The sequence below is a fragment of the Idiomarina sp. 28-8 genome (assembly GCF_000320945.2).
Classification (GTDB): Bacteria; Pseudomonadota; Gammaproteobacteria; order Enterobacterales; family Alteromonadaceae; genus Idiomarina; species Idiomarina loihiensis.
The window spans coordinates 182,977-208,553 of record NZ_DF266790.1; the positions used below are offsets into that span (position 1 = coordinate 182,977).

General features: G+C 47.8%; 22 protein-coding genes and 4 tRNA genes. 20 read left to right on the plus strand and 6 right to left on the minus strand.

What is annotated here, in order from left to right; translation table 11 throughout:
• The coding region (locus RJ32_RS05640) for a zinc-dependent metalloprotease (protein ID WP_034820024.1) at nucleotides 1-1,990 on the minus strand (1,990 nt) is incomplete at its 3' end.
• A 5-nt stretch (nucleotides 1,991-1,995) separates the two neighbouring features.
• Complete coding sequence (gene fldB / locus RJ32_RS05645; RefSeq protein WP_034820885.1) at nucleotides 1,996-2,517, minus strand: flavodoxin FldB; 522 nt, start codon at nucleotides 2,515-2,517, stop codon at nucleotides 1,996-1,998.
• 105 nt (nucleotides 2,518-2,622) lie between these two features.
• Between fldB and RJ32_RS05650 the strand changes: the two genes are divergently transcribed.
• Nucleotides 2,623-2,919, plus strand: coding sequence for a YfcL family protein (locus RJ32_RS05650; RefSeq protein WP_034820028.1), 297 nt, complete (start codon nucleotides 2,623-2,625; stop codon nucleotides 2,917-2,919).
• On the opposite strand, the gene mnmC is transcribed toward RJ32_RS05650, so the two are convergent.
• A complete protein-coding gene (mnmC, locus tag RJ32_RS05655) occupies nucleotides 2,884-4,704 on the minus strand; it encodes a bifunctional tRNA (5-methylaminomethyl-2-thiouridine)(34)-methyltransferase MnmD/FAD-dependent 5-carboxymethylaminomethyl-2-thiouridine(34) oxidoreductase MnmC (RefSeq protein WP_034820031.1) in 1,821 nt (606 codons plus the stop codon). The two genes, RJ32_RS05650 and mnmC, sit on opposite strands and share 36 nt — an antisense overlap.
• A gap of 133 nt (nucleotides 4,705-4,837) precedes the next feature.
• On the opposite strand from mnmC, the gene fabB reads away from it, so the two are divergent.
• The 10 genes from fabB (at nucleotide 4,838) to purF (ending at nucleotide 16,407) form a co-directional block, all read left to right on the plus strand.
• Complete coding sequence (fabB, locus tag RJ32_RS05660; protein WP_034820035.1) at nucleotides 4,838-6,052, plus strand: beta-ketoacyl-ACP synthase I; 1,215 nt, start codon at nucleotides 4,838-4,840, stop codon at nucleotides 6,050-6,052.
• A gap of 21 nt (nucleotides 6,053-6,073) precedes the next feature.
• Nucleotides 6,074-7,219, plus strand: coding sequence for a 4-phosphoerythronate dehydrogenase (locus RJ32_RS05665; protein ID WP_034820038.1), 1,146 nt, complete (start codon nucleotides 6,074-6,076; stop codon nucleotides 7,217-7,219).
• Between the two features lie 11 nt (nucleotides 7,220-7,230).
• The gene (locus RJ32_RS05670; RefSeq protein WP_034820040.1) at nucleotides 7,231-8,247 is read left to right on the plus strand and encodes an aspartate-semialdehyde dehydrogenase; all 1,017 of its coding nucleotides are present in this window, start codon (nucleotides 7,231-7,233) and stop codon (nucleotides 8,245-8,247) included.
• Nucleotides 8,248-8,326: 79 nt separating this feature from the next.
• On the plus strand, nucleotides 8,327-10,684 hold the full coding sequence (locus RJ32_RS05675) for a FimV/HubP family polar landmark protein (RefSeq protein WP_034820044.1): 2,358 nt from the start codon (nucleotides 8,327-8,329) through the stop codon (nucleotides 10,682-10,684).
• A gap of 11 nt (nucleotides 10,685-10,695) precedes the next feature.
• Nucleotides 10,696-11,481 carry a tRNA pseudouridine(38-40) synthase TruA gene (truA, locus tag RJ32_RS05680; RefSeq protein ID WP_034820047.1) on the plus strand — a complete coding sequence of 262 codons (786 nt, stop codon included), beginning with the start codon at nucleotides 10,696-10,698 and terminating at the stop codon, nucleotides 11,479-11,481.
• Between the two features lie 91 nt (nucleotides 11,482-11,572).
• Nucleotides 11,573-12,451 carry an acetyl-CoA carboxylase, carboxyltransferase subunit beta gene (gene accD, locus RJ32_RS05685; protein WP_034820050.1) on the plus strand — a complete coding sequence of 293 codons (879 nt, stop codon included), beginning with the start codon at nucleotides 11,573-11,575 and terminating at the stop codon, nucleotides 12,449-12,451.
• On the plus strand, nucleotides 12,451-13,743 hold the full coding sequence (gene folC, locus RJ32_RS05690; protein ID WP_034820053.1) for a bifunctional tetrahydrofolate synthase/dihydrofolate synthase: 1,293 nt from the start codon (nucleotides 12,451-12,453) through the stop codon (nucleotides 13,741-13,743). Before accD ends, folC begins: the two co-directional genes overlap by 1 nt.
• A gap of 2 nt (nucleotides 13,744-13,745) precedes the next feature.
• Nucleotides 13,746-14,291 (plus strand): SPOR domain-containing protein, encoded by a 546-nt coding sequence (locus RJ32_RS05695; protein ID WP_034820056.1) that lies wholly within the window; start codon nucleotides 13,746-13,748, stop codon nucleotides 14,289-14,291.
• An 89-nt stretch (nucleotides 14,292-14,380) separates the two neighbouring features.
• On the plus strand, nucleotides 14,381-14,875 hold the full coding sequence (locus RJ32_RS05700; protein ID WP_011234264.1) for a CvpA family protein: 495 nt from the start codon (nucleotides 14,381-14,383) through the stop codon (nucleotides 14,873-14,875).
• Nucleotides 14,876-14,889: 14 nt separating this feature from the next.
• Entirely contained in the window at nucleotides 14,890-16,407 is a 1,518-nt protein-coding gene (gene purF / locus RJ32_RS05705) for an amidophosphoribosyltransferase (protein WP_034820059.1), read from the plus strand.
• A gap of 34 nt (nucleotides 16,408-16,441) precedes the next feature.
• Here the strand turns inward: purF and astB are convergent, their stop codons facing one another.
• A complete protein-coding gene (gene astB / locus RJ32_RS05710) occupies nucleotides 16,442-17,785 on the minus strand; it encodes an N-succinylarginine dihydrolase (RefSeq protein WP_034820061.1) in 1,344 nt (447 codons plus the stop codon).
• Between the two features lie 296 nt (nucleotides 17,786-18,081).
• On the opposite strand from astB, the gene topA reads away from it, so the two are divergent.
• Nucleotides 18,082-20,700 carry a type I DNA topoisomerase gene (topA, locus tag RJ32_RS05715; RefSeq protein ID WP_034820062.1) on the plus strand — a complete coding sequence of 873 codons (2,619 nt, stop codon included), beginning with the start codon at nucleotides 18,082-18,084 and terminating at the stop codon, nucleotides 20,698-20,700.
• A 111-nt stretch (nucleotides 20,701-20,811) separates the two neighbouring features.
• On the plus strand, nucleotides 20,812-21,546 hold the full coding sequence (locus RJ32_RS05720) for a TadE family protein (protein ID WP_034820063.1): 735 nt from the start codon (nucleotides 20,812-20,814) through the stop codon (nucleotides 21,544-21,546).
• Between the two features lie 3 nt (nucleotides 21,547-21,549).
• Here RJ32_RS05720 and folD read toward each other — a convergent pair whose 3' ends face one another.
• On the minus strand, nucleotides 21,550-22,410 hold the full coding sequence (gene folD / locus RJ32_RS05725) for a bifunctional methylenetetrahydrofolate dehydrogenase/methenyltetrahydrofolate cyclohydrolase FolD (RefSeq protein ID WP_034820064.1): 861 nt from the start codon (nucleotides 22,408-22,410) through the stop codon (nucleotides 21,550-21,552).
• Between the two features lie 88 nt (nucleotides 22,411-22,498).
• Nucleotides 22,499-22,678, minus strand: coding sequence for a hypothetical protein (locus RJ32_RS14500; RefSeq protein WP_082815444.1), 180 nt, complete (start codon nucleotides 22,676-22,678; stop codon nucleotides 22,499-22,501).
• On the opposite strand from RJ32_RS14500, the gene RJ32_RS05730 reads away from it, so the two are divergent.
• The 7 genes from RJ32_RS05730 (at nucleotide 22,651) to clpP (ending at nucleotide 25,568) form a co-directional block, all read left to right on the plus strand.
• Nucleotides 22,651-22,727, plus strand: a tRNA-Pro gene (locus RJ32_RS05730). The genes RJ32_RS14500 and RJ32_RS05730 overlap by 28 nt on opposite strands.
• Nucleotides 22,728-22,755: 28 nt before the next feature.
• Nucleotides 22,756-22,832 (plus strand) — tRNA-Arg (locus RJ32_RS05735).
• A gap of 26 nt (nucleotides 22,833-22,858) precedes the next feature.
• A tRNA-His gene (locus RJ32_RS05740) sits at nucleotides 22,859-22,934 on the plus strand.
• Nucleotides 22,935-22,961: 27 nt separating this feature from the next.
• A tRNA-Pro gene (locus tag RJ32_RS05745) sits at nucleotides 22,962-23,038 on the plus strand.
• A gap of 100 nt (nucleotides 23,039-23,138) precedes the next feature.
• Nucleotides 23,139-23,366, plus strand: a complete 228-nt coding sequence (locus RJ32_RS05750; RefSeq protein WP_034820065.1) for a hypothetical protein — start codon at nucleotides 23,139-23,141, stop codon at nucleotides 23,364-23,366.
• A 180-nt stretch (nucleotides 23,367-23,546) separates the two neighbouring features.
• Nucleotides 23,547-24,848 (plus strand): trigger factor, encoded by a 1,302-nt coding sequence (gene tig / locus RJ32_RS05755; RefSeq protein ID WP_011234257.1) that lies wholly within the window; start codon nucleotides 23,547-23,549, stop codon nucleotides 24,846-24,848.
• 99 nt (nucleotides 24,849-24,947) lie between these two features.
• On the plus strand, nucleotides 24,948-25,568 hold the full coding sequence (gene clpP / locus RJ32_RS05760; protein WP_011234256.1) for an ATP-dependent Clp endopeptidase proteolytic subunit ClpP: 621 nt from the start codon (nucleotides 24,948-24,950) through the stop codon (nucleotides 25,566-25,568).
• The last annotated feature ends 9 nt before the right edge of the window (nucleotides 25,569-25,577 follow it).

Consider the following 25,577-nt stretch of genomic DNA (forward strand, 5'->3'; position numbering starts at 1 on the left):
TGCTGACGGTATCGGGTATTAGCCCTGTTTTACCACTGAAGTTCTCGCGCGATGAGCTTTCACCGTAAGCTGATGGGACCAGCCATTGTTTAATATGTGAAGGGACACGCAAAGTATCTGCCTGAATGGTTTTTAACAACTGTTTCAGAGCAGCTTGTTGTCTGGCGGCACCTACCGGCTGGTAGTCGTCGGTAGAATCATCAGCCATATAGTAATGGTAGTTAACGCCGCCTAACCATTTTACTGCGGCTTCGGTCTGGTACCGATGCAGCAAGTAAATAGGCACGAAAGTCGATTGTAACTGGCTTAACGGTTGATCGCTGTCCAGCATGTCTTTGCTGAAATTATCCAGTACTTGCTGACGCACAGAAAGCAGTCGCTCAAGCTCTGTAACAGGTTCGCTGCCGTTATCCCACAAGTGCGCCTGAGGGTGAGCACCGCCTGCCGGGCGCGCATCTCTGTCTGAAATAAAGCTCAGATTGAGCGTTTTATTTTTATCCAGAATACGTGCCAGTTGCTCGTCAGACGATGGCATACCGCCAAAATCGCTATAACCATAAGCCAGAACTTGTTTATCCCATATTCCTAAGCCTTCTGTATAAGCGTTGCTTAGGCTTAAACCGCCATCGGTTGTCAGGTTTACCAGTGGGTGCGGGTAGTCCATAACAGAAGCTCTGTCTGACGCGCTGGCAGCAAAGTTATGAGCAATGCCTAAGGTATGACCAATTTCATGCGCACTTAATTGGCGAATACGAGCCAGCGCCATATTTTTAACCGCGCTTTTAAGTTCACTGGGGTCTTCGATAAAAGGCGTCAACAAGCCCTCGGCTATTTTCATATCCTGACGGACACGCAGTGACCCCAGGGTGACATGACCTTTAATGATTTCGCCGTTACGAGGGTCTATTACCGATGAGCCGTAAGACCAGCCCCGGGTTGCACGGTGAACCCACTGAATGACGTTGTAGCGCACATCCATAGGGTCAGCATCGTCGGGCAGAACTTTTACCTGAAAAGCGTTCTCGTAACCTAAAGCTTCAAAGCCCTGAGCCCACCAGCGGGCACCTTCAAGCAGTGCCGTTTTGACAGGTTCCGGTGCACCTGGGTCAAGATAATAAACAATAGGTTCACGCGCTTCACTTTGTGAGGCAATAGGGTCTTTCTTATTCAACCGGTGACGTGGGATATATTGCACTGTCATCGACTCGCCAAGAGGTGCTGCGTAGTCTTTAAAGCTGTGAGCCCAAAAACCGCTGTTTGGATGAAACTTCCTGGGTTGGTATCCGGCGTCAGGTAACTTTATAAAGGAATGATGCAGGTGCAAAGAAAGTGCATCGGCGTTGGCCGCAACCTGATTTACCCACTGACCTTTCCCTTCGCCGACAAAGGTGACTTTTGCTTCCAGCTCCGTATTTTCTGCAAAGGCTTTGCTGCGTTCAGGGTAAATTACTGAGCGGCTTGTATCGGCTTTAAACTGTCCCTGTTCAGTTTGCTGTAAGCGCTTACTAACGCCGTGTACATCGCTCAACAAATAAGGGGTGTAGTCTATTAAAACACGGTCATCGCTGCTCGCAACAACGTCAAAACCATAAAGTACGGCGTCGGCAAACGCTTGATCGACACTGCTGCGTTCAGCCTGATTCCTGGTTTGTGCACGAAACTCGGTGTTGTGTTGAACCAGTAACGCCTTATTTCCTTCAACATGAAATGATGCTAACCGAGTTTCACCCAGTTGGCCTCGATCCAGCCCGACATCATTAGAGCCTAAGCCCCAGGGAAGACTGGTTTGAAAAATAAACTGTGGTCCTTGTCTGGGCACTTCCAGATAAAATTTAGCGTTTGTTTTATCGTGGTAAAAGGTGAAGAACCCGGACTGCTCCTGGAATGATGAGGTGAATTCGTCGATGCTGGAAACTTCGGTTTTTGCCTGAGCCGTTATCGACACAAACAAGGCGAGTAACAGCAGGGCTTTTGAAAGAAAGTTTTGCATTTTTGTTATCCTAATTGTTCGGCAATTTCTTCTAAAATTTGCGTCGTCCATTGTTCAATACGTTCATCTGATAGCTCATATTGGGAGTCTTCATCTAGTGATAAACCGACGAACTGAGTGTTATCTGCGGTTAACGCTTTGGAGGCGGCAAATTCGTAGCCCTGATTTGGCCAAAAACCAATGCGCTTACAACCGTGGTTGGCTATGGCATCATGCAGCATGCCCAGAGCGTCCTGGAACCAGTCGGTATAACCTTCCTGATCACCCATGCCAAAAAGCGCAACAACTTTACCGCGCAGGTTCACGTCATTTATGTCATCCCAATGGCTTTCCCAGTCTTCCTGAAGTTCGCCAAAATCCCAGGTAGAAATACCAAAAATAAGAATATCAAATTGCTCAGCTTCTTTTAGCGGGGTATTTTTTATATCAAACAGCTGAACAATGTCCTCGCCAATGGCTTGCTGAATTTTTTCTGCAGCAATTTCGGTATAGCAAGTGGTAGAGCCGTAAAACAAGCCAATTTCCAGGGACATAATAACTACCTCTGTCATAGGTTGAGTCTGTGATGCGGATGCATTGTAACAAAAAGACCGTTAGAATGAGCGCCTTTGTTTTTCAACGGGAAACTGCAGATGGGAACTCGTACGGACTTTGATCAATTAGTGGAACAACTTGAAACCGTATTCGATGATGCGGTGGTTTCCGGCACAGATGATGAACTATTTGCCTGCGGTTATTTGCGCGGGCATTTCGATTTAGTTGTTGCTCAACTGGAAATGGCTGGTGAGACTCAACCGGAGAAGATTATGCCTGCTTTGCGTGATGCAGTTCACAAAACGCGGCATGAGTTGTCTCCGGCCGACCAGGCTCATATTAACAATGTACTGGACAAATTAGCTCTCAAAGCGACTAACGGAGATGCGGCGTAAAGCATCCTGAGTTAAAGGCGTTAACTCTCCGGTTAGCTGACAGGCAATCACCTCGGCCAGAATAGGGGCGGAAGTGAAGCCCCGTGACCCAAGCGCTGTAATAACATATAAGTTTTCAGCAACCGCTCCGGTAACAGGCTGGTGATCGGGGCTGGTCGCCCGTACCGAGACTCTTTGAGATGTTAATTGCAGAGACTCAGCCCATGGCTGCCTCGCGTTTTCAGCCAGTTGTTTCAGGTTTTCCTCGTCATCCTCCGGGGTTGGTTCTAAATCCTCTCTATCGCGATTAAAGGTTGCGCCAACACAGTGATGCTTGCCATCTTCCGGAACTAAATACCCTTTAAAGCATAAAACCGTTTTCAGCGAAGACAATAAGGGAGTTGTCTGAACCAGGCTGACTTGTCCGCGAACCGGTTGGATTGGCAGCGGTTCGACGCTTTCCGGCAATAACGAATTGATGTGATGACCCGTGGCAATGACGACACGCTCAGCGACCAGCACACTTCCGTCCTTTAGTGATATCTGCCAACTGCCATTTTCAGTTTTCTGAAGAGCCGTAGCTTCGCCTTCAATAAGCTCAATTTGTGCTGTTTCTAAAAGGCTTTTGACCACAGCCGCCGGTCTTAACCATCCTGCTTTAGGGTAATGCAACGCCGGAACTGCCAGCGACACCCCGGCTTTTTGTTCTGCCTCGGGCTGAGATAAATAGCGTACCGTGTCCGGCGCATACAGTTCATCGGCTATACGTTGATAACGTTTGGCTCTGTTATCGTTAAAGGCGGGCTGCATAACGCCCACTGGAAACCAGTGGGTGGCACAAAAACTACGGTAGAAGCTGGTGGCTGTGGAGAACGCCTGCCAGTAGAAACGACTGAGCGGCGTATGCTCGGCGTGTAACAGAGGATACACTGCTCCCTGAGGGTTTCCGGATGCGCCATCAGCAGTACCCGCACTAACGACTCTGACGTTAACGCCTCTTTGCTTCAGTGCCAGGGCTGAACATGCCGCGCTAATGCCGCCACCAATAATGGTAACGTCACGTCTGTCGTAATATTTCTGACAAACTTCGGCGCTATGGTAGTGACCACAAAGCATTTCTCGTTTGCGACCAAAGCCCGTTACTTTTTGAACTTCGAATCCGCTTTGTTGTAGTGCTCTTCTTACGCTGCCAGCAGCGGTGAAGGTAGCAAAGGTTGTTTCGCTGTGTGCGGTTTGCTTCATGGCATCAAAAAGTGTGGGCTGCCACATTTCCGGGTTCTTTGCCGGAGCAAAACCGTCGAGAAACCAGGCGTCAATTTGGTGTTGTGCCTGTGGAAGCCATTTGGGCAATAGCTCATTGAGGTCGCCTATCCACAGGTCCAGAATGACCCGGCCCTGTGATAGGATAATGCGATGACAGCCGGGATCGGTTGCCGGGTAATGCTCCAGAAACAACTGACTGAATTCCTTTAAGGGTTCCAGTAATTGGTATGCTTGTTCAAGTTGCTGACGCGATAAAGGGAACTTCTCGAAACTGACAAAATGAAGACGTGTATTGGCAGGTGCCTGCTCTAAAAAACGTTTCCAGGTCAGAAGAAAGTTCAAACCTGTACCAAACCCGGTTTCGGCTATGGTAAAGCTATAATGAGCCGGTAGCGACAGCCAGCGGCGGGGTAATCCGTTTTGCGCCAGAAATACGTACTGACTTTCGTCAACACCGCTTTCGACAGAAAAATAAATATCATCGAAAGTAGTGGAAACGGGTACGCCTTGCTCGTTAAACTGAACAGATGAACTAGAATTCAAGCGGCTATCCCATGATTTATTGGTTGATGAACGCTATAATAACAACTTTACGAACAACAGTGGACAAAGCAGACCACATTCACACACGACGTTGGTAAGATATCGACGTAGAAATGTCAGACAGGATTATAGAATGAGAAGAGCTGTTATCACCGGACTTGGTATTGTATCAAGTATCGGGAACAATCAAGAAGAAGTGCTGGAATCATTACGCACCGGCAAATCGGGTATTACCCGTTCAGAATCTTTTGCTGAAATGGGCTTGCGTTGTCAGGTATGGGGCGAAGTTAAGTTAGATCCTAAAGACCATATTGACCGCAAAGCGCTGCGCTTTATGGGCGATTCGGCTGCTTATGCCTACATTGCAATGGCGCAGGCTATCGAGGATTCAGGCCTAACCGAAGAACAAGTCTCTCACCCGCGTACGGGGTTAGTTGTTGGTTCCGGTGGCGCTTCTGGTGAACATCAGGTTGCAGCAGCTGATATTTTGCGTGAACGTGGCGTGAAAAAAGTTGGCCCATACATGGTACCTCGTTGCATGGCGTCAACGACTTCAGCTTGCCTGGCAACACCTTTTAAAATTAAAGGTGTTAACTATTCAATTAGTTCTGCTTGCGCAACCTCTGCGCACTGTATTGGCCATGCGCTGGAATTAATTCAATTCGGTAAGCAAGACCGCGTATTTGCCGGCGGCGGTGAAGAACTGCACTGGACGCTGGGCATGGAATTTGACGCTATGGGCGCATTAAGTACCAAGTACAATGATACGCCTGAAAAAGCTTCACGTACTTACGACCAGGGTCGTGACGGTTTCGTACCTGCTGGTGGTGGCGGTATTCTGGTTATTGAAGAACTGGAAGCGGCAAAAGCTCGTGGCGCCAAAATTTACGGTGAAATTGTAGGTTATGGTGCGACTTCAGACGGTTACGATATGGTTGCTCCGTCGGGTGAAGGCGCGGTTCGTTGTATGAAAATGGCAATGGAAACGGTAGATACTCCGGTCGATTATTTGAATACGCACGGTACCAGTACACCAGTTGGTGACGTTAAAGAGTTAGAAGCTATTCGTGAAGTTTTCCCTGAGAAAACGCCAATGATTAGCGCGACAAAAGCCATGACAGGACACGCCTTGGGTGCCGCAGGTGTTCATGAAGCAATCTATTCATTGCTGATGCTTAAAAATGGTTTTGTTACACCTTCAATCAATATTGAAGAGCTGGATGAAAAAGCCGACGGCATGAACATTATTCAGCAGACAACTGAAGCACCACTGCGAACGGTTATGTCTAATAGCTTTGGCTTCGGTGGTACAAACGCATCGTTAGTGATGCGCCAATACTCTGAATAATCGACAAGATCGGTGACTTCGGTGAAAATCGTTGCCGATCAGAATATTCCCGCACTTTCCGACTTATTGTCGGGTGCGGGAACACTTTCCTACTTTTCTGAACGAATCCCTCCGCAGAAACTGTTGGCAGAAGCTGACGCTTTACTCGTGCGTTCTGTGACTCAAGTTGATGAAGCACTTTTAGAGCAAGCTCCCGAACTTAAATTTGTTGCGTCCGCAACCATTGGCACTGAGCACATCAATCTTCGGGCTCTAGAGGAGCGGGGCATTGGCTTTGCTCACGCGCCGGGGGCGAATGCGCAATCAGTTGGTGAGTATGTTTTGTGTGCGGTGCTCAATTGGTTAAGTGACCAACCCCGGTATGTAGCTGACGAAATCGATGTTGCCATTGTTGGCGCCGGGCATACGGGAAAAGCCGCGGGAAAGAGGTTGGAAGCGCTGGGACTCAATGTTCATTATTATGATCCGCCCCTGTGTAAAAAAGGCGTTAAGTTTGTGCATGACCATTGGCAGCGTGTACTAACGGCCGATATTATCTCCTGCCATGTCCCCCTGACGCGGGACGGCGATTTCCCGACTCAGCATTTGTTTGAAAATACGGCATTGCAGTCACTGCATTCGCAGCAGTTATTAATTAACGCCAGCCGGGGTGCTGTTATCGATAACAAGGCCTTACTGGAGCGAGTCGAGCAGGGTGAGCGCCCATCGCTGGTGCTGGATGTATGGGAGAATGAACCTGACGTCCTGTCAGGTTTAGTGTCTTATGTTGATATCGCAACTCCACACATTGCCGGACACAGCCTGGAAGGTAAAGTAGGCGGGGCGGTAATGATTTCAAATGCATTGCTGGAACACTTTGGTAAGCCCGCCGATAAGACTGTGTCTGATGTGTTGCCGGGGACGGCCTGGAATGAACGTGATGCCGATGAGTTGAATTCATTGGAAAGTCTTAATTTGTGGGCAAAAGAACATTTCGACTTGTTCCTGGACGATGAACTTTTCCGGCAACAGGGTCTCACTACCGAAGGTTTTGATAGCTTACGACGCAATTATCGCAAAGAAAGCCCGCGTAGAGAGTTCATTAATCAGGTCGTTACATGCCATAATAGCGAGCAATACATCCAGTTTTTACAGTTGGGCTTTAATGCTCAACAATTGCCTAAGTAAGGAGTTTTAGCATGTCACATGGGTTTCGCGTTGCCGTATTAGGTGCAACAGGTTTAGTAGGTCAGCAGATGATAGAAATTTTAGCTGAGCGAAAATTCCCGGTGGCAGAACTTTTTCCGTTAGCTAGTGCCCGCTCCGCTGGAGCAACAGTGGACTTCAACGGCGAAGAAATAGAAGTGTTAGATGCTGGTGAGTTCGACTGGTCTAATGCGGATATCGCGTTCTTTTCAGCGGGTGGTTCAATTTCACGCGAGTTCGCCCCCAAAGCTGCTGAAGCAGGTTGTGTGGTTATTGATAACACCTCTGAATATCGCTATGAACCGGATATTCCTTTGGTCGTGCCGGAGGTTAATGCCTGGGCGCTAGCCGATTTCAGAAACCGCAATATTATTGCTAATCCGAATTGCTCTACTATTCAAATGATGGTTGCGCTTAAGCCTATTCATGATGCGGTCGGCATTGAGCGCATAAATGTCAGCACCTATCAGTCGGTATCCGGTGCTGGTAAAGAGGCGATGGAAGAGCTGGCAAAGCAGACTGCAGAACTTTTAAACGGCAAGCAGCCGACGGTCGCGAACTTCAGTCGACAAATTGCTTTCAACTGCATTCCTCAAATAGACGTTTTTCAGGAGAATGACTACACCAAAGAAGAAATGAAAATGGTGTGGGAAACCCAAAAGATATTTAATGACCCCAGTATTCGGGTTAATCCTACGGCGGTAAGGGTTCCTGTATTTTTCGGACACGCAGAAGCCATTCATATTGAAACGCGGCAGCCAATTACCGCTGAGCATGCAAAACAGCTGTTAAGTGAGGCTCCGGGTGTTACTTTAATGGAACAGCGCGAGGAATTTCCGACTCAAGTGGGAAATGCTGCTGGCAATGACGATGTCTTTGTAGGGCGGGTACGGGAAGATATCAGCCACCCTAATGGACTTAACCTGTGGGTTGTATCGGACAACATACGCAAAGGCGCGGCAACCAACAGTATACAAATTGCGGAAACTTTAATTCGTGATTACTGGTAATTTAAGCAGCTGTATGTCATAAAGTTTTTTTAACGAACGCCGTTAAAGATAAGAGCAAAGCGCGGGCAGAGACTAAAGGATGAGAAAAACCAAGATAGTGCAGGTACTGAGATACTTCTCGCTGGCAGCCATGGTGTTGTCCGGCAGTATGACTGTCGCTGCAGCAGGTTGGCAGGATGGCGTCGTTATAAAAGGCGAGAAAGGCTCAGAAGCAACCGATGTTCGTATCGGCCAGGAGCGCTATGGGCCTATAAGCAGCAACGACACCTTGTGGGACATTGCGCGGCGTTATAAGCCACACTCCAGTGTGACCCAGTATCAGACGATGGTTGCTATTGTGCAGGCTAACGACGATGCTTTCGTCGACGGTAACATGAACCGCATGCTCGACGGTTTTTACCTGCGTATACCTTCCTTGCAAGAAATCAAAATGGTTAACCCTGAAGCTGCTCGTAGACAAGTAGTGGTTGACGGTCAGTTAAAAACCAAGTCTCAACAACTTTCACGAGCTCAGCAGGAGACTCAGAAAACTCGCGCCGAACAGCAACAGTTACTTGAACAAGCCCGCGCAAAAGCTGAACAAACCATTCAGGAAGTTGAACAGCGTCAGGAACAAAACTTTCAGGAGCTTCGCTCTGATATGCAGAAGTCTATGCAGGCGGTTGAACGCATGTATGGAGAGAACCAGTCTCTGCAGGAGCGTATTGATGCGTTAGCGTCACGCTTAGATGAGATCGCCAGCAATGCGAGCAAGACAGATGAACTGGAAGTTCAGTTTCAACAGGTTTTAGCTCAACAGCGAGAGCTGCTTGAACAGCAGGCTCGGGAAGAAATGGAGGAGGAGTCAGGGTTTTCCGACTGGCTACAAAGCCCTCTGAATATGTTGCTTGTATCGGTATTACCGGCACTGCTCATAATTGGTCTTGTTGTTTTCTTCTTTTTACGCCGCTCAGCGAAACCAGCGGACGAAGACGAGGAGCAGGAAGAGAAAAGCAGCAAAGAGCTCACCGAAGAAGAAGCCGCGGCTGAACTCGATAAAGAATTGCTGGGTGATGTGCCTAACGACAGTACGGACGGCTTATTCGATATTGACGGCGAAGAAAGTGCTGACGATGAAGGTGACGACTTAAGTGCGCTAGAGGCCGAGTTAACCGGGAATTCGAGCGAACCGGAAGCCGCTGATTTGAGTGTTCGTCTTGACGATGGAAAAGACGATGTCAGGAAGGAAGAACCGAAGCCGGAAGCCGAAACTGAACCGGCTGTAGAAGACGATTTAGATGACGACGATCAGGCTGTGTTGCCGGATGAAGAAGACGAAGAGTCTAGTGAACTGTCTCAGGATGAACTGGATCGTTTGTTTGGTGAAGCCGACGATGATGACGAACAGGCCATTGACCTTTCCGTCAATGATGAAGAAGAATCGCCGGAGTCATCGAGTGCAGACGCCGATGAACCTGTTTCAGAGGATATTGAGCAAGAAGGCGAAGCAACAGAAGAAGAGTCTGCAGTAGCGGATGTCGACGATATCGATGACATTCTGTCCGACAACGCGCCTTCAGAAACCCCTGAAGAAGCTGACAGCGACGATGAGCCTGCGGCTGATGAAAAGCCGGACGAAGGTGAAAGCGAACCTGATGAAGAAAACGATGATTTGTTGCCGGATGACTTTGACGACAGCGAAGTTGATGATGTTCTCGCGGAATTAGGTCTTGCAGAAAGCCAGGCCGACGAGCCGGAAAGTGCGGAAGCGGAAGGTATAGAAACAGACAGATCCGAAGCAGCAGATGAACCAGACGCTGATGAGGTTCAACCAGAAGAGACTGCTGAACCTGAAGAAACCGGGGTAACCTCGAAAGAGGAGAGCCAGCCTGTAGAAGAGGACACCGAAGAGGATAATCTGGAACAGTTGCTGCAAGAGTCGGATGAGCTGACGCAGTCGCTGGACGATCTGGATGATCTTGAAGAAGAAGTTCCCGACGACGATGCGGAACTTGATCAGGCTGAAGATGAAGCTGACAAAGACTTAGAATCATTATTTGGCGGTACTGATAACGCAGATAACACTGCCGATGAAGATGAGCTGGCGACAGAAGAAGACGAAACCGAAAAGGAAGCCGAAACTGACGCGTTTAGTGCTACCGACGATGATGAATTTGTGGATATTGACTCCTTAATGGCGGACGCCGATGAGGAAGACGAAGACAGCGATCGCTATCAGTCCTCGGCAGTAAAAGACGTTTTACCGGATGACGAATCGGGAGATGCCGAAGGTGCTCCAGAAGATGATGATCCGGCGGGTCAGCTTGACCTGGCCAGAGCCTATATTGAAATGGGCGAAGAGGACGAAGCGCGGGAGATTCTTCAGCAATTAGCAGAAGGTGATGATGAAGCGCTGGCAAATGAAGCTAAGACGCTGCAACAAAAACTAGATTCGTAGGATAAAGTAGTATGCGAATGGCCTTATGCCTTGAATACGACGGCAGTCGTTATTATGGATGGCAACGACAACGTGAAGTAGCCAGTGTTCAACAGTGTGTTGAAGAGGCTTTGAGTAAAATAGCGAATGCTCCTGTTGAGGTAACCTGCGCCGGCAGAACGGATGCTGGCGTTCATGCCACTGCACAAATAGTGCATTTCGATGTTCCTGTACCAAGAGCTGACGTGGCCTGGACATTAGGCGTGAACAGCAATCTGCCGGCCGGTATTGCTGTGCGTTGGGCGCAGGAAGTTGACAGTGATTTCAGTGCTCGTTTTAGTGCAACGTCGCGGCGTTACCGTTATATTATTGCTAATACCAGATTTCGTCCGGGTATTCATTCGGCCGGGGTCAGTCATTATCATCAGCCACTTGATGCAAAGGTTATGCAAGAAGGCGCTCAGGCGCTTATTGGTGAGCACGACTTTACTGCATTTCGGGCATCTCATTGCCAGTCGCATACGCCGTTTCGCAAGGTTTCCGATTTAACAGTTGAACGCCGTGGCGATTATATTATCGTGGATATTTCTGCGAATGCCTTTTTGCACCACATGGTGCGCAATATCGTCGGCAGCCTGATCGTTGTTGGCCAGCATTTGCAGCCGCCGGAGTGGATTGGCGAACTGCTAAGAGAAAAAGACCGCACCAAGGCCGCAGCTACAGCGAAACCCGGCGGACTTTACCTGGTGGCAGTAACTTACCCAGAACACTATAATATACCGGAGGCTCCATTGGGACCTTTGTGGCTAGGCGATTAAGAGTCACTGTTATGACCTCTTTGCTTGACCCATTTGTGGTACCATGTAAGCTACATCAAATTGACTAATAACAGCCTTTGGGCGGAATAGTATGAGCTGGATAGAAAGAATTCTTGCGAAGCCAAAAATTAACAAAAGACGTGGCGTTCCAGAGGGCGTGTGGAGTAAGTGCACGGCCTGTGGCAATATTATTTATAAGGCTGATTTAGAACGCAGTCTTAATGTTTGCCCTAAGTGTGATCATCACATGCGGGTCACCGGGCGCAGCCGTTTAGATATTTTTCTGGATAAAGACAATCGCGAAGAAATAGGCACAGATTTGGAGCCAAAAGACGTTTTACGCTTTAAAGATTCCAAAAAATACAAAGACCGTATTGCTGCCGCACAAAAAAGCACGGGCGAGAACGACGCTTTAATTGCCGAGAAAGGTACCGTAAAAGGCGTTCCTATAGTCGCGGTTGCCTTTGACTTTAATTTTATGGGCGGCTCCATGGCATCGGTAGTAGGGGCTAAGTTTGTCCTGGCTGCCGAAGTCTGCCTTAAGCACCGTATTCCGCTGGTCTGTTTTTCTGCCTCCGGCGGTGCTCGTATGCAGGAAGCTCTGATGTCGTTAATGCAAATGGCTAAGACTTCTGCAGCTTTAGCGCGCATGAGTGAAGAAGGTCTGCCGTTCATCTCGATATTAACAGACCCGACCATGGGTGGTGTTTCTGCGAGCCTGGCAATGTTGGGTGATATTCATATTGCCGAACCAAAAGCACTCATCGGTTTTGCCGGACCTCGAGTTATCGAGCAAACGGTTCGTCAAACCTTACCGGAAGGTTTTCAACGCGCTGAGTTCTTGCTGGAACATGGGGCTATCGACATGATTACCGACCGTCGTGATATGCGCGATACTGTTGCCCGTTTGTTGGCGAAAATGCAAAACTTACCTTCTACCGAAGCTACGGAAGTAAGTGTAAACGAGTAATGGCGGAAATATCTTTATCAGCTCCTGCGGCGACAGCGTCACTGCAGGAGTGGTTGACCTACCTCGAAAAACTTCATCCGAAAAATATCGATATGGGTCTGGAGCGTGTAGCCAGAGTTGCCGCTAATGTCGGCGTATTAAAGCCAGCACCTTTAGTCATTACGGTTAGCGGAACCAATGGTAAAGGCTCAACTGTTTGTTATCTGGAAACCATTTTGCAGGCGGCGGGCTACACTACTGGTGTTTATACCTCACCGCATATTACCGAGTATCGCGAGCGGGTCCGGGTTAATGCGCAAGAATTGCCTGACTCCGAACACGTTAAAGCATTTCATGCTATTGAGCAGGCTCGTAACAATACTTCATTAACTTATTTTGAGTTTGGTACTTTAGCCGCGCTTTGGTTAATGGGTCGCCAGTCTCCGGATGTCGCTATTCTTGAGGTAGGCCTGGGTGGGCGGTTAGACGCGGTTAACTGTGTTGACGCAGACGTGGCTGTGGTCACCAGTATCGGTATCGACCACATTGCTTTTCTCGGAAATAATCGTGAGCACATTGGCTATGAAAAAGCCGGTATTGCCAGAGCGGGTAAGCCATTAATTTGCGGTGAAGTAAATCCAACGTCCAGTATTGCAGAAAGCGCGGAGCGCATTGGGGCTAAGCTTTATCAAGTGGGGCGTGACTTTCATCGTACCGAATACAAAGAAAGCTGGAGTTATCGCAGTCAGAACACCCAACTGAATGATTTACCGTTGCCCAAACTGCCTCTTATCAATGCGTCAACAGCCATTGCGGCTATCGAACAGTTGCCGTTACCAGTTAGCTTATCGGCTATTCGTGAAGGTATTAGCCGGGCGAGTTTAGCCGGGCGAATGCAATCTCATAACGTTGATGGTATTGAAGTCTTGCTGGATGTCGCGCATAACCCGCAGGCTGCAGTGTATGCCAGTCGTTATTTACGTAAGTTTTATCCTGAACATAAGGTTTTCGCTGTGGTTGGGATGTTAAACGATAAAGACCATGCCGGTGTCGCTAACGCACTGAGTTCTCAGGCTTCCGCCTGGTATCTTGGCTCATTGCCGGAACCGCGTGGTGAAACTGCGGATAACTTGGTGACCAGTGCTAAATTACCTACCGAATCCTGTTGTCAGTTTGAATCTGTGGAGCAGGCATTTGTTGCCGCTGTAAAAGCAGCGAAGCAATGGCAAATGAATCATGGTAAGGCTCTGGTTTTCGGCTTCGGCTCGTTTTACACTGTAGCGAGAATTAACGCGTACCTAAAAGGAGTTTGAGTTTGTCCAGTCCTCTGCAAAATCGTCTCGTTGGCACTTTAATACTTGTGGCGTTAGCTGTGATCATTATTCCTGATGTGCTTGATGGCGAAAAGAAAGGACCTGTGGAACCAATGGAAACTATTCCATTAAAGCCCGCAGTAGAGGAACAGCTGCAGAAACCTGAAACTCTCTCAGATACAACAGTAGCAGAGCCCGTTACGGTTGAAGAAGCGTCATCAACTGTTGAAAAGACAGCAGACGAGGCCGCTCCCGTTAACGAAGATAACGAGGTTCAGGTGCCACCACGGGAACCTACTGAGTTTGCTGCCGATGGTAAAGCCTGGGTTATTCAGTTAGGTGCTTTTAGTCAGGAAGACAGTGTTAAACGGTTAATTTCGCAGTTACAGGCAAAGGGCTTTGCCGCATACTCACAAAAAGCCTCAGGCGGCTCTTTAATCCGTGTATTGGTTGGTCCGGATACGTCTAAATCAGAACTTGAAAAGCAATTAACGCCATTAAAAGAGTTAACCGGTCTTGAAGGTAAGGTCATTACCTACCGGCCATAAGTTTTGCAATATATGCGAAAAGAAATCACATTATGAATCGCATTCTGTTAAAATCGCCCGCGTCTTTAGCTCAGCAATTGTGAGTCACTATGCTCTGGATTGACTACGCCATTATCATTGTTATTGGCCTTTCTACGCTTATCAGCCTGGTAAGAGGATTCGTTAAAGAAGCCGTATCTCTGGCCATCTGGATAGCAGCTTTTTTCATCGCTAGTCAGTTCTACGAGGATCTTGCGGTATACTTTACCCAAATTGGTGACCCGCTGGTCAGAAACGCTGCCGCTATTGCCGCACTATTCGTAGCGACACTTATTCTGGGCGCTATTATCAACTATATTCTTTCTCAATTAGTTCATCACACCGGCTTGTCCGGAACCGACCGGGTACTTGGTCTGGTGTTTGGCGCCTTACGCGGAGTGCTAATTGTCAGTGCGTTATTATTCTTTATTGACTCCTTTACTACGTTATCTTCCAGTGACTGGTGGAAGGAGTCCGTGTTAATTCCCCATTTCGGTGTATTTATTCAGTGGTTTTTCAGTTATCTGGAAAACAGCTCCAGTTTTTTAGTCCCTCAACCTGTATAAAAAGGTGAAAAGACATGTGTGGTATTGTTGGTATTGTTGGTAAGCAACCTGTTAACCAAGCGCTTTACGATGGGTTAACCATGCTTCAACATCGTGGCCAGGACGCCGCTGGTATTATGACAGTTGATGAACACTGTACTTTGCGTTTGAGAAAAGCCAACGGACTGGTACGGGATGTGTTCCATACGCGTCACATGCACCGGTTGTCAGGTAACGTCGGTATTGGTCATGTGCGTTATCCTACGGCCGGAAGTTCGAGCTCAGCAGAAGCTCAGCCATTCTATGTTAATTCGCCTTTTGGTATTGCCATGGCGCATAACGGTAACTTAACCAATGCTGCAGACGTTCAGGAGCATTTGTTTCAAACGGCTCGTCGCCATATTAATACCACTTCAGACTCGGAAATTTTGCTGAACGTTTTTGCCAATGAGCTGGATAAAAATGAGAGCTTAACGCTGAGCGAAGAAGATGTTTTTCGCACTATGACCGCTGTACATCGTCAGGTACGCGGTGCTTATGCCGTGGTAGCAATGATCCTGGGTCATGGCATGGTAGCTTTTCGTGACCCATGGGGCATTCGTCCGTTAGCACTGGGCAAGCGCGATACCGAAGACGGCGAAGAGTATATTGTTGCCTCTGAAAGCGTTGCCATTGATGGCACCGGCTTTAAATATGTGCGTGATGTCGAGCCCGGCGAAGCCATTTATATCACTAACGATGGCAAATTGTATTCGCGTCAGTGCGCAGATAAACCTATGCATTGCCCGTGTATTTTCGAGTACGTTTACTTTGCTCGTCCCGATTCATTTATCGATGGTATTTCGGTGTATGCATCAAGGGTTAATATGGGACGTAAGCTGGGCGAAAAGCTGAAACGTGACTATGCCGATCTTGATATCGACGTTGTTATTCCAATTCCCGAAACCAGCTGTGATATCGCTTTAGAGATAGCCAGCGTGCTAGACTTACCTTATCGTCAGGGCTTTGTGAAAAACCGCTATATTGGCCGCACCTTTATAATGCCTGGGCAGACTCAGCGCCGTAAATCAGTACGCCGCAAGTTAAATGCTATTAGCGCGGAATTCCGTGGTAAGAACGTTCTGCTGGTTGATGACTCAATTGTACGAGGAACAACTTCAGAGCAGATAATTGAAATGGCTCGTGAAGCCGGTGCGAAGAAAGTGTATTTTGCATCAGCGGCTCCGGAAATTCGCTTCCCGAACGTTTACGGCATTGATATGCCAAGTGCTAACGAGTTAATTGGTCACGGACGTGAAGCTATAGAAATTCGTGACATGATTAAAGCTGATGGGCTCATTTACCAGGATCTTGACGACTTGATTGATGCCGTAGGAGCAGAGAATCGCTCAATTAAGCGCTTCGAGACGTCGGTATTCAGTGGTGAATACGTAACGGGTGATGTGAGTCAGGAGTATCTGGATCGTTTGCATGCGGCACGTAATGACGTTGCAAGGTCCGATCGTGACGGTTCAGAAGACGCCAACCTCGAACTTCACAACGACAACGATTAATTCATTCTGAAATGAAAGACTGAGCGCCTGGCGCTCAGTCTTGTTGGAATGGGTACACCGAACCCAGCTTCATAATTTGTGTTAATTCATCAAGTGCCGTGCGCGATTCTTCCAATAACGCAGGGTCACGTAAATCATCTACCGCTAACTCATCACGGTAATGCTTCTCTACCCACTGATTTAAGCGATTAAATAGCCCTTCAGACATTAGGCAATTCTGGTTTGCACCGGCTATTTCTTCATCGTTTAAAGCAACACGCAAACGCAGGCAGGCGGGGCCGCCGCCGTTGCGCATACTCTGTTTCACATCGAAGTACTCAACCCGCTTAATTGGGCTGTCAGCGCTTTGCGTCAACTGCTCAAGATAGGAACGGACATTATCATTTTCCTGGCACTCTGTAGGCGCGATAATGGTCATTTGGCCGTCGGGCGGTGTAATTAACTGAGTATTGAATAAATAGGTATTTACTGCGTCCTGAATGCTCACTTGTTCTGTAGCTACTTTAATGAAATGTAGCGGATGTTCGCCGAATTTACGTTGAATTTCAGCTAATTTCGACTCTGTATCGGTAAAAGCCTGCTCGTGATAAAAAAGCACATTTTGATTACCGACCGCAATAACATCATTATGGAATACGCCCTGATCAATAACATCGGGGTTCTGCTGAATGTAAACGGTGTTGTCTTCACTTAGACCATGCAACCGGGCTATTGCCTGAGAGGCTTCCAGAGTCTGTCTTGCCGGAAAGCGCTTAGGCGCTGGCTTGGAACTGTCGAAGGCGTAACGGCCAAAAACAAAGAGCTCAATTCCGGCATGACCATATTCACGGCACAGACGGGTGTGGTTCGCGGCACCTTCGTCACCAAAGTGTTCATTGTCCGGCAAGTGGGTGTGATGCTCAAAATAACGACCATTATTGAACATTGCCTGTAGAATACGACCACTGGTTTGTGGCTCTAAGGAACGGTGAAACTTATTGGTCAGATTCGCCGGGGTAAAGTGTACTTTCCCGTTGGCGGTGTCTGCACTGGGCGAAACTGTCGCGGCATTGGCTGTCCACATACTGGAAGCGGAGCAAACGGCCTGAAATATTGCGGGCGCTTCGGTTGCTGCACGGTACAACACCTCGGAATCGGTGCCGTTGAAGCCCAGGCGACGTAATGCAAAAATATCCGGACGTTCCTGTGGGGCTAACACGCCTTGCTTCATTCCCATATCGTGCAAGGCTTTCATTTTTTTCAGGCCTTGCAGGGTAGCATGTTTGGGGCTGGAAGTTGCTTTTGCATTAGCTAAAGAGGCAACGTTGCCGAATGACAGTCCAGCGTAATTATGGGTTGGGCCAACCAAACCGTCGTAGTTGACTTCGAAGTGTTGCATGCTCACTTTTCGATACTCCCTGCACGTGTCGTGCACCTGAAAATAGAAACTTAATTTCCATTATACTGTTTTAAAACTGCCTTGAAAGCCTTTATTTTTCTGGACTTTGGCGTTCGAATCTAATTGTGACTGTTTATTTAACTTGTGCGAATTTTTATCAAATAACCGAGTTGCGGTTGTTTCTGCAAGCGATAACCGATATACCTAAAAAAGGCCGCTAAAGAGCAATTGCACTTGTAATTGTTACTGTTAGCACGTATATACACGGTCATCTACAACAAGAGAACGATTATTCTATGGCAAAATCGCTCGTCATTGTCGAGTCTCCGGCAAAAGCCAAAACGATTAATAAGTATTTAGGTAAGGACTTTGTCGTTAAGTCCAGTGTTGGTCATGTCCGTGATCTGCCTACCCGTGCCACTGAGACAATAAAGAGTAAGCCGGCTGCGGAAGTACGCAAAATGTCGCCGGATGCTAAGGCAAAATACCAGAAAGAACGTGATTATAAGCGACTGATTGCTCGTATGGGGGTTGACCCGGAAAATGACTGGGAAGCGCATTACGAGGTTCTGCAGGGAAAAGAAAAAGTCGTTAAAGAGCTAAAACAGTTAGCCAAAAAGTCAGATGAAATTATTCTGGCAACGGATTTGGACCGCGAGGGAGAGGCGATAGCCTGGCACTTGCGGGAACTTATTGGTGGTGATGACTCGCGTTATAAACGCGTGGTGTTTAACGAAATAACGAAAAAAGCCATTCAGGAGGCCTTCGAGCATCCGGCAGAGCTGAACACCGACCGGGTTAATGCGCAGCAGACCCGACGTTTTCTGGATCGGGTCGTCGGTTTTATGGTGTCGCCCCTGTTGTGGAAGAAAATCGCCCGAGGGTTGTCAGCAGGACGTGTTCAATCTGTTGCTGTAAGGCTTGTGGTTGAACGTGAGCGCGAAATTAAAGCCTTTGTGCCGGAAGAGTACTGGGACGTCCATGCAGACCTGAATACGCCAGTAGACGAGTCTCTGCGCATGCAGGTGATGAAGCAGGCCGGTAAGAACTTCCGGCCGTCCAATAAACAGGAAACGGACGCAGCCTTAGCGCTACTGAAAAAAGCCGGCTATGAAATTACCGGGCGTGAAGACAAGCCAACGTCGAGCAAACCCAGCGCACCTTTTATTACTTCGACTCTGCAGCAAGCTGCCAGTACCCGGTTAGGTTTTGGTGTTAAGAAAACCATGATGATGGCCCAGCGTCTGTATGAAGCGGGTCACATTACGTACATGCGTACCGATTCAACCAATTTAAGTTCTGAGGCTGTTGATGCCTGTCGTGAATTAATTACCAAGGACTTTGGTAAAAATTATTTACCGGATGCTCCTGTTCGCTATGGTGCAAAAAGTAATGCGCAGGAAGCGCACGAAGCGATACGTCCGTCAGATGTGAAGGTTAAATCTGAATCTTTATCTTCTGTGGAGAGAGACGCCCAGCGTTTGTATGAACTTATCTGGCGTCAGTTTGTAGCCTGTCAAATGGTACCGGCTCGGTACGACAGTACCACCTTGACGGCAACCGCCGGCGATTTTGAATTGAAAGCTCGCGGACGCGTTATGCGGTTTGCCGGTTGGACTAAGGTGATGCCTCCGGCCAGTAGTAAAAAAGACGGTGATGCGACCTTGCCTGACGTGAAAAAAGGCGATGCATTACAGCTGGAGAAACTGAACCCGGAACAACATTTTACTAAGCCACCGGCGCGTTATGGCGAGGCCTCTTTAGTTAAAGAACTGGAAAAGCGGGGTATTGGTCGTCCATCAACTTATGCTTCCATTATTTCTACCATTCAGGATCGCGGTTATGTTCGGGTTGAGAGCCGTCGGTTCTTTGCTGAGAAAATGGGTGAAATTGTCAATGACCGGTTGGTTGAGAACTTCACTGAGCTAATGAACTATAACTTTACGGCGGAAATGGAACAGGCTCTGGATGATATTGCTGCCGGAAAGCGGAACTGGAAAGAGACTCTGGATAAGTTTTATGCCGACTTTAAAGAGCGTCTGGAAAAAGCAGAACTGGAACCGACCGAAGGCGGTATGCGCGAGAACAGCATGGTTCTTACCGATATCGACTGCCCTGAATGTGGTCGCAAAATGGGAATAAGAACAGCTTCCACGGGAGTATTCCTTGGCTGTTCTGGCTATAACCTGCCGCCCAAAGAGCGTTGTACCAAAACGCTTAACCTGACACCGGGCGAAGAAGCTATAGAGGTGACTGACGAAGAAGAGCGTGAAACTGAAGCGCTTCGGGCCAAAAAGCGTTGTCCTAAATGTGGCACCGCAATGGACAGTTACCTTATTGATGAAAAGCGTAAGCTTCATGTTTGCGGTAACAACCCAACATGTGACGGCCAACTGGTTGAAGAGGGGACTTTCCGCATTAAGGGTTATGACGGACCCACCATTGAATGCGATAAGTGTGGTTCTGAAATGCAGTTAAAAACGGGACGTTTTGGTAAATATTTTGGTTGTACCAACAGTGAGTGCAAAAACACTCGGAAATTACTGCGCAGCGGGGAAGCTGCGCCACCGAAAGAAGACCCTGTGCCGTTACCGGAATTGCCTTGTGAAGAGTCGGATGCTTACTTTGTGCTAAGAGACGGTGCCTCCGGTATTTTCCTGTCGGCCAATACCTTCCCTAAATCCAGAGAAACACGCGCGGTAACGGTAAAAGAGCTGGCTCAGTTTAAAGATCGTTTACCGGAAAAATTTAAGTACCTGGCAGAAGCACCCAAGGAAGATGATGACGGTAATGATGCTATTGTTCGTTTTTCAAGAAAGAATAAAGAACAGTACGTTGTAACTGAAATTAAGAAGAAACAAACAGGGTGGAAGGCGTTCTACCGTAACGGTAAATGGAAAGTTGAGGAAAAGTAGCTAAAAACTTACGAACAAACACTCATTTTGCCAATAGTTAAAAGATAAAAGCTGAACTAACATAGTGCCGTGTCTATTGAAGGACACGGCACACCGGACACGGAGGTCCTCATGTTATTGTCTCGCTTGAGCATAACACTTCCCGCTGCTTTTCCGGCAGCGGGTTTTTCTTTTCTGAACCCCGTTAAAATACTGAAAAAACAATCCGGGCAGGCGAGTGTTGAGCTGCTGGTCGTCTGGCCTGTTATTGTCGCCTGCGTTTTTACTTTTGTTCAGGCGCTCTTTATTTGGTGGGCGCAGCAAACACTCACGGTAGCGAATCAGTATGCAGTAAGAGCGGGAAGTCTTAATCATGGCAACAATAACGCCATGGTGAACACGCTGGCGTCAGGAATGGCCGGTTTAAAACCACAACTGGACATAGATAACAAAATAACCGCCGCAGCTGAGGCGATAGCTAAACAGCGAATGCATTTCTCGCGGTTTGGAGAATTAAAGGTTCTTTCGCCCAGTACTGATGACTTTCGCCAGTTTTCCGACTGGCGTTGGGATAACGAATTGCAAAAAGATGTATTGGAAATTTCGGTCGACCATTATCATGCCCGGGCTGGCGATAATGCTTCGGAGGAATGGCATCAGGCACGCGTTCTGGTCATTGAAACTTATTGGTGCTTGCCATTGGAAATTCCAATTGCTGCTGATTTTCTGGCAGCAACACAGAGTTTACTCTCAGATTCAAAAGCCGCGACTTACTGTGCAGGCCGCAGTACTTTATTCGATGAACCGTTGTGGGGGTTATCGAATACCGCTCAACATGTCATGTTAAGCGGCTACCGACAGCAATAAAACTTAACGAACGTCGTGATAATCGACACAGGCCTGTAATGTGTTCTCAATTAACGAGGCAACTGTCATGGGACCAACGCCACCGGGAACTGGAGTGATCCAGCCAGCTCTTTCGGCAGCGACAGAGAACTCTACGTCACCGGTTAACCGACCATCGGGCAGGCGATTCATTCCTACATCTATAACAATGGCGCCAGGCTTAATCCATTCTCCGGGAATGAACTCCGCCTTGCCTACTGCAACAACGACGATATCGGCACGCTTTACATGATCGGATAAGTCTTTGGTAAAGCGATGGCACACGGTGGTTGTTGCTCCGGCCAGTAATAACTCCAGGCTCATTGGACGACCAACAATATTCGATGCGCCGACAACCACTGCGTTTAACCCATGTAAGTCGACTTGTGTGTGTTCTAACAGTGTCATAATGCCTTTGGGGGTACAGGGGCGCAAAGCAGGGATGCGTTGTGACAAGCGTCCGATATTGAAAGGGTGGAAACCGTCGACATCTTTATCCGGGCGAATTCGTTCTAAAATCGGCGTGGCATCCAGACCCGCAGGCAACGGAAGCTGAACTAAAATACCATCTACGGCGTCGTCATCGTTCAGCTCTTCAATGAGCTTCTCAAGTTCTTGCTGTGTTGTGGTTATTGGCAAGTCGTAATCAAACGAGCGAAAACCAACGTCTTCACAGGCACGGCGCTTGTTGCCCACATAAACTTCTGAAGCGGCGTCGCTTCCGACCAGGACAACAGCTAGCCCCGGTGCCCGTAAGCCGGAATCAATGCGTTCTTTTACTTGCTGTTTAACCGCCTGGCGAACAGTGGCAGCGATGGTTTTACCATCGATAATTTGAGCTGGCATAATGACGTTCCCAAAGATGAGAGAATTCAAGGTGATATATAAGCCTCATTGTAACTTTTTTCTGCCTTGAATGTCACCGGTTGTTGGTTTAGTCATCAGGTTGTTGCAAAAGTAGCCAGTCGGTACCGATAACCGAAAAAAAGTTTGACGGGTCAGTCTTCAGCAGGTAATATTCGCCACCGTTGTCGACCAGCAATAGCGTTTTTAAAAGCTGCGTCTGACACGGCTTTCGGAGAAATTCGGCGATTAGCGCAGTTTGGTAGCGCACTTGGTTTGGGTCCAAGGGGTCGCAGGTTCAAATCCTGCATCGCCGACCATTCTCTTGACGGTTTACTGGTTCGATATGCGCCCGTAGCTCAGTTGGATAGAGCAACGGCCTTCTAAGCCGTGGGTCGCAGGTTCGAATCCTGCCGGGTGCGCCATAACGCGCCAAAGAAATCACTCAGTGGTGGGTGTAGCTCAGTTGGTAGAGCCCCGGATTGTGATTCCGGTTGTCGTGGGTTCAAGTCCCATCATCCACCCCATTTCTTTTGAAGTAACATCCTGTATATCGGCGATTAGCGCAGTTTGGTAGCGCACTTGGTTTGGGTCCAAGGGGTCGCAGGTTCAAATCCTGCATCGCCGACCATTACACTAATTCCCCTTTTTCTTTTCAGTCACTACTGCTACATTTATCTTAATACTTAATCAAAAGATTTTATTGTTAATCCTTGGCTGGAGCTATTGTTATGGACTTTAAGAAAAGTTTAAAGAATCCCGCTGAAGCGTTTGATTCTCCGCAAGACGTGGCAAACGATTCTGAGCTTTCAAACGAGCAGAAAATCGAAGTGCTGACGCAGTGGCGTTATGATGAGCTGGAAACTGAAGTCGCCGATCAGGAAAACATGGCCGGGGAAAAACCGGATAAACTGGGCGAAATCAACAATCTACTCCTTGAGCTTAAAGACAAATCTTAGTTATTTTTCCTTCCGTTAAAGTGAAGCCTAAAAATTGCCGCTCGGGGGCTCGACTCCGGGCGGTCACCTCGCTATAATGCTGCGTCATTTTTAAAGGTCAACGCCGTTGCCGTATCTCATTTTTATAATGATAAGTTGATGCGAGTAACATTCATTGATTGAAACCGAGGTAATGAAGCAATGCAGGTTTCTGTAGAGACAACTCAAGGTTTAGAACGTCGTGTGACTGTCACAGTCCCGGCAGATACAATTGATAGCGAAGTAAAACGCTTATTAAAAGAAGAATATCGCCATCGCCGTGTGAATGGTTTCCGCAAAGGAAAAATTCCACCAAACGTATTACAAAAGCTGTTTGGTCGCGAAGCCCGTTCACGTGCAGCATCAAGTATCATGCAAAGTAAGTACTTTGAAGCTGTTATGCAGGAAAAATTGAACCCTGCTGGCGCACCTGCAATTGAACCTAAAGTCAATGAGCCAGGTAAAGATCTTGAGTTCACGGCTACGTTCGAAGTGTATCCAGAAGTAGAAGTACAGAACCTGGACAAAGTAAAAGTTGAAAAGCCTGCTGTTGAAGTCACCGAGAAAGACGTCGACAACATGCTGGAAACGTTGCAGAAACAACACGCTGACTGGAAAGAAGTTAAGCGTAAATCCAAAAAGGGTGACCGTGTCACTATGGATTTCGTTGGTTCTATCGACGGTGAAGAATTTGAAGGCGGTAAAGCTGACGACTTCGCGCTTGAGCTGGGCGAAGGTCGTATGATTCCTGGGTTTGAAGATCAAATCAAAGGAATTAAAGCGGGCGAAGAAAAGACGATTGAAGTCACTTTCCCGGAAGACTACCACGCTGAAAACCTGAAAGGTAAAGAAGCACAATTCGTGGTAACCGCTAAGAAAGTTGAAGCACGTGACCTGCCTGAGCTAAACGATGAGTTCGTTGCATTGTTCGGTGTGAAAGAAGGCGGCGTTGAAGCGTTGAAAGAAGAAGTTCGCAAAAATATGGAACGCGAGCTGAAAAACGCTGTGAAAGCAAAAGTTAAAGAACAGGTACTGAAAGGTATTGTTGAAAACAACGACGTTGAACTGCCTAAATCAATGATCGACCAGGAAATTGACCAGTTGCGTAAGCAGGCTGCTCAACGTTTCGGTGGTAATGTTGAACAAATGCCTGACTTACCGGCTGAGCTGTTCGAAGAACAAGCGAAAGAGCGTGTTAAAGTGGGTTTGTTATTAGGTGAAGTGATTCGTGGTAACGAGCTTAAAGCTGATGATGAGAAAGTAGATGAAATCATTGCAACCGCAGCTTCTGCTTATGAAGACCCACAGGAAGTTGTGGAATACTACAAGTCAAACAACGATATGATGCAGCAAGTTCGTAACTTAGCGTTGGAAGAGCAAGCAATCGAATTCGTGTTGGAAAAAGCCTCGGTTAAAGATAAAAAAGCGAGCTTTGATGACATCATGAATCCGAAGCAGCAGTAATCTCGTGTAACGGAATCCTTGACGGGTCCCGCTACAGCTTGGTTTAATGGCTCGTATGACCTCATACGAGCCATTTTTATTTCAGGAGCTTTATAAAACATGTCGAGCGATATTCAGGATCCAATGGCACAGCTAGTCCCTATGGTCGTCGAGCAGACTTCAAAAGGGGAGCGCTCTTACGACATTTATTCACGCCTATTAAAAGAGCGTGTCATTTTTTGCTGTGGTCAGGTTGAAGACCATATGGCCAATCTTATTGTGGCGCAGCTACTGTTTTTAGAATCAGATAATCCTGATAAAGACATTTACCTTTACATTAATTCGCCTGGTGGCGTAGTGACCGCAGGTATGGCTATTTACGATACCATGCGCTTCATTAAGCCAGACGTTAGCACTGTGTGTATGGGCCAGGCCGCCAGTATGGGAGCATTCCTGTTAGCGGGTGGAGCTCAGGGTAAGCGTTATTGTCTGCCTAACTCCCGAGTGATGATTCACCAGCCTTTGGGTGGATTCCAGGGGCAAGCGTCAGATTTTGAAATTCATGCGAAACAAATTTTGGATCTGAAAGAGCGCTTAAACCGTATGTTAGCGGAGAACACAGGTCAGGATTACGAGAAAGTGGCCAGAGACACTGATCGCGATCACTTTTTATCGGCAGAAGAGTCAATCGATTACGGCCTGGTTGATGGTATTTTACGTCAGCGTGGCGAAGAGTCCTGAGTTGGCGCA

Coding starts and splice junctions, on each gene's coding strand:
- RJ32_RS05650 (WP_034820028.1), top strand. CDS start 2,623: ATGGGAACTCGTACGGACTTTGATCAATTAGTGGAACAACTTGAAACC.
- fabB (WP_034820035.1), top strand. CDS start 4,838: ATGAGAAGAGCTGTTATCACCGGACTTGGTATTGTATCAAGTATCGGG.
- RJ32_RS05670 (WP_034820040.1), top strand. CDS start 7,231: ATGTCACATGGGTTTCGCGTTGCCGTATTAGGTGCAACAGGTTTAGTA.
- RJ32_RS05675 (WP_034820044.1), top strand. CDS start 8,327: ATGAGAAAAACCAAGATAGTGCAGGTACTGAGATACTTCTCGCTGGCA.
- truA (WP_034820047.1), top strand. CDS start 10,696: ATGCGAATGGCCTTATGCCTTGAATACGACGGCAGTCGTTATTATGGA.
- accD (WP_034820050.1), top strand. CDS start 11,573: ATGAGCTGGATAGAAAGAATTCTTGCGAAGCCAAAAATTAACAAAAGA.
- folC (WP_034820053.1), top strand. CDS start 12,451: ATGGCGGAAATATCTTTATCAGCTCCTGCGGCGACAGCGTCACTGCAG.
- RJ32_RS05700 (WP_011234264.1), top strand. CDS start 14,381: ATGCTCTGGATTGACTACGCCATTATCATTGTTATTGGCCTTTCTACG.
- purF (WP_034820059.1), top strand. CDS start 14,890: ATGTGTGGTATTGTTGGTATTGTTGGTAAGCAACCTGTTAACCAAGCG.
- astB (WP_034820061.1), bottom strand. CDS start 17,785: ATGCAACACTTCGAAGTCAACTACGACGGTTTGGTTGGCCCAACCCAT.
- topA (WP_034820062.1), top strand. CDS start 18,082: ATGGCAAAATCGCTCGTCATTGTCGAGTCTCCGGCAAAAGCCAAAACG.
- RJ32_RS05720 (WP_034820063.1), top strand. CDS start 20,812: ATGTTATTGTCTCGCTTGAGCATAACACTTCCCGCTGCTTTTCCGGCA.
- folD (WP_034820064.1), bottom strand. CDS start 22,410: ATGCCAGCTCAAATTATCGATGGTAAAACCATCGCTGCCACTGTTCGC.
- RJ32_RS05750 (WP_034820065.1), top strand. CDS start 23,139: ATGGACTTTAAGAAAAGTTTAAAGAATCCCGCTGAAGCGTTTGATTCT.
- tig (WP_011234257.1), top strand. CDS start 23,547: ATGCAGGTTTCTGTAGAGACAACTCAAGGTTTAGAACGTCGTGTGACT.
- clpP (WP_011234256.1), top strand. CDS start 24,948: ATGTCGAGCGATATTCAGGATCCAATGGCACAGCTAGTCCCTATGGTC.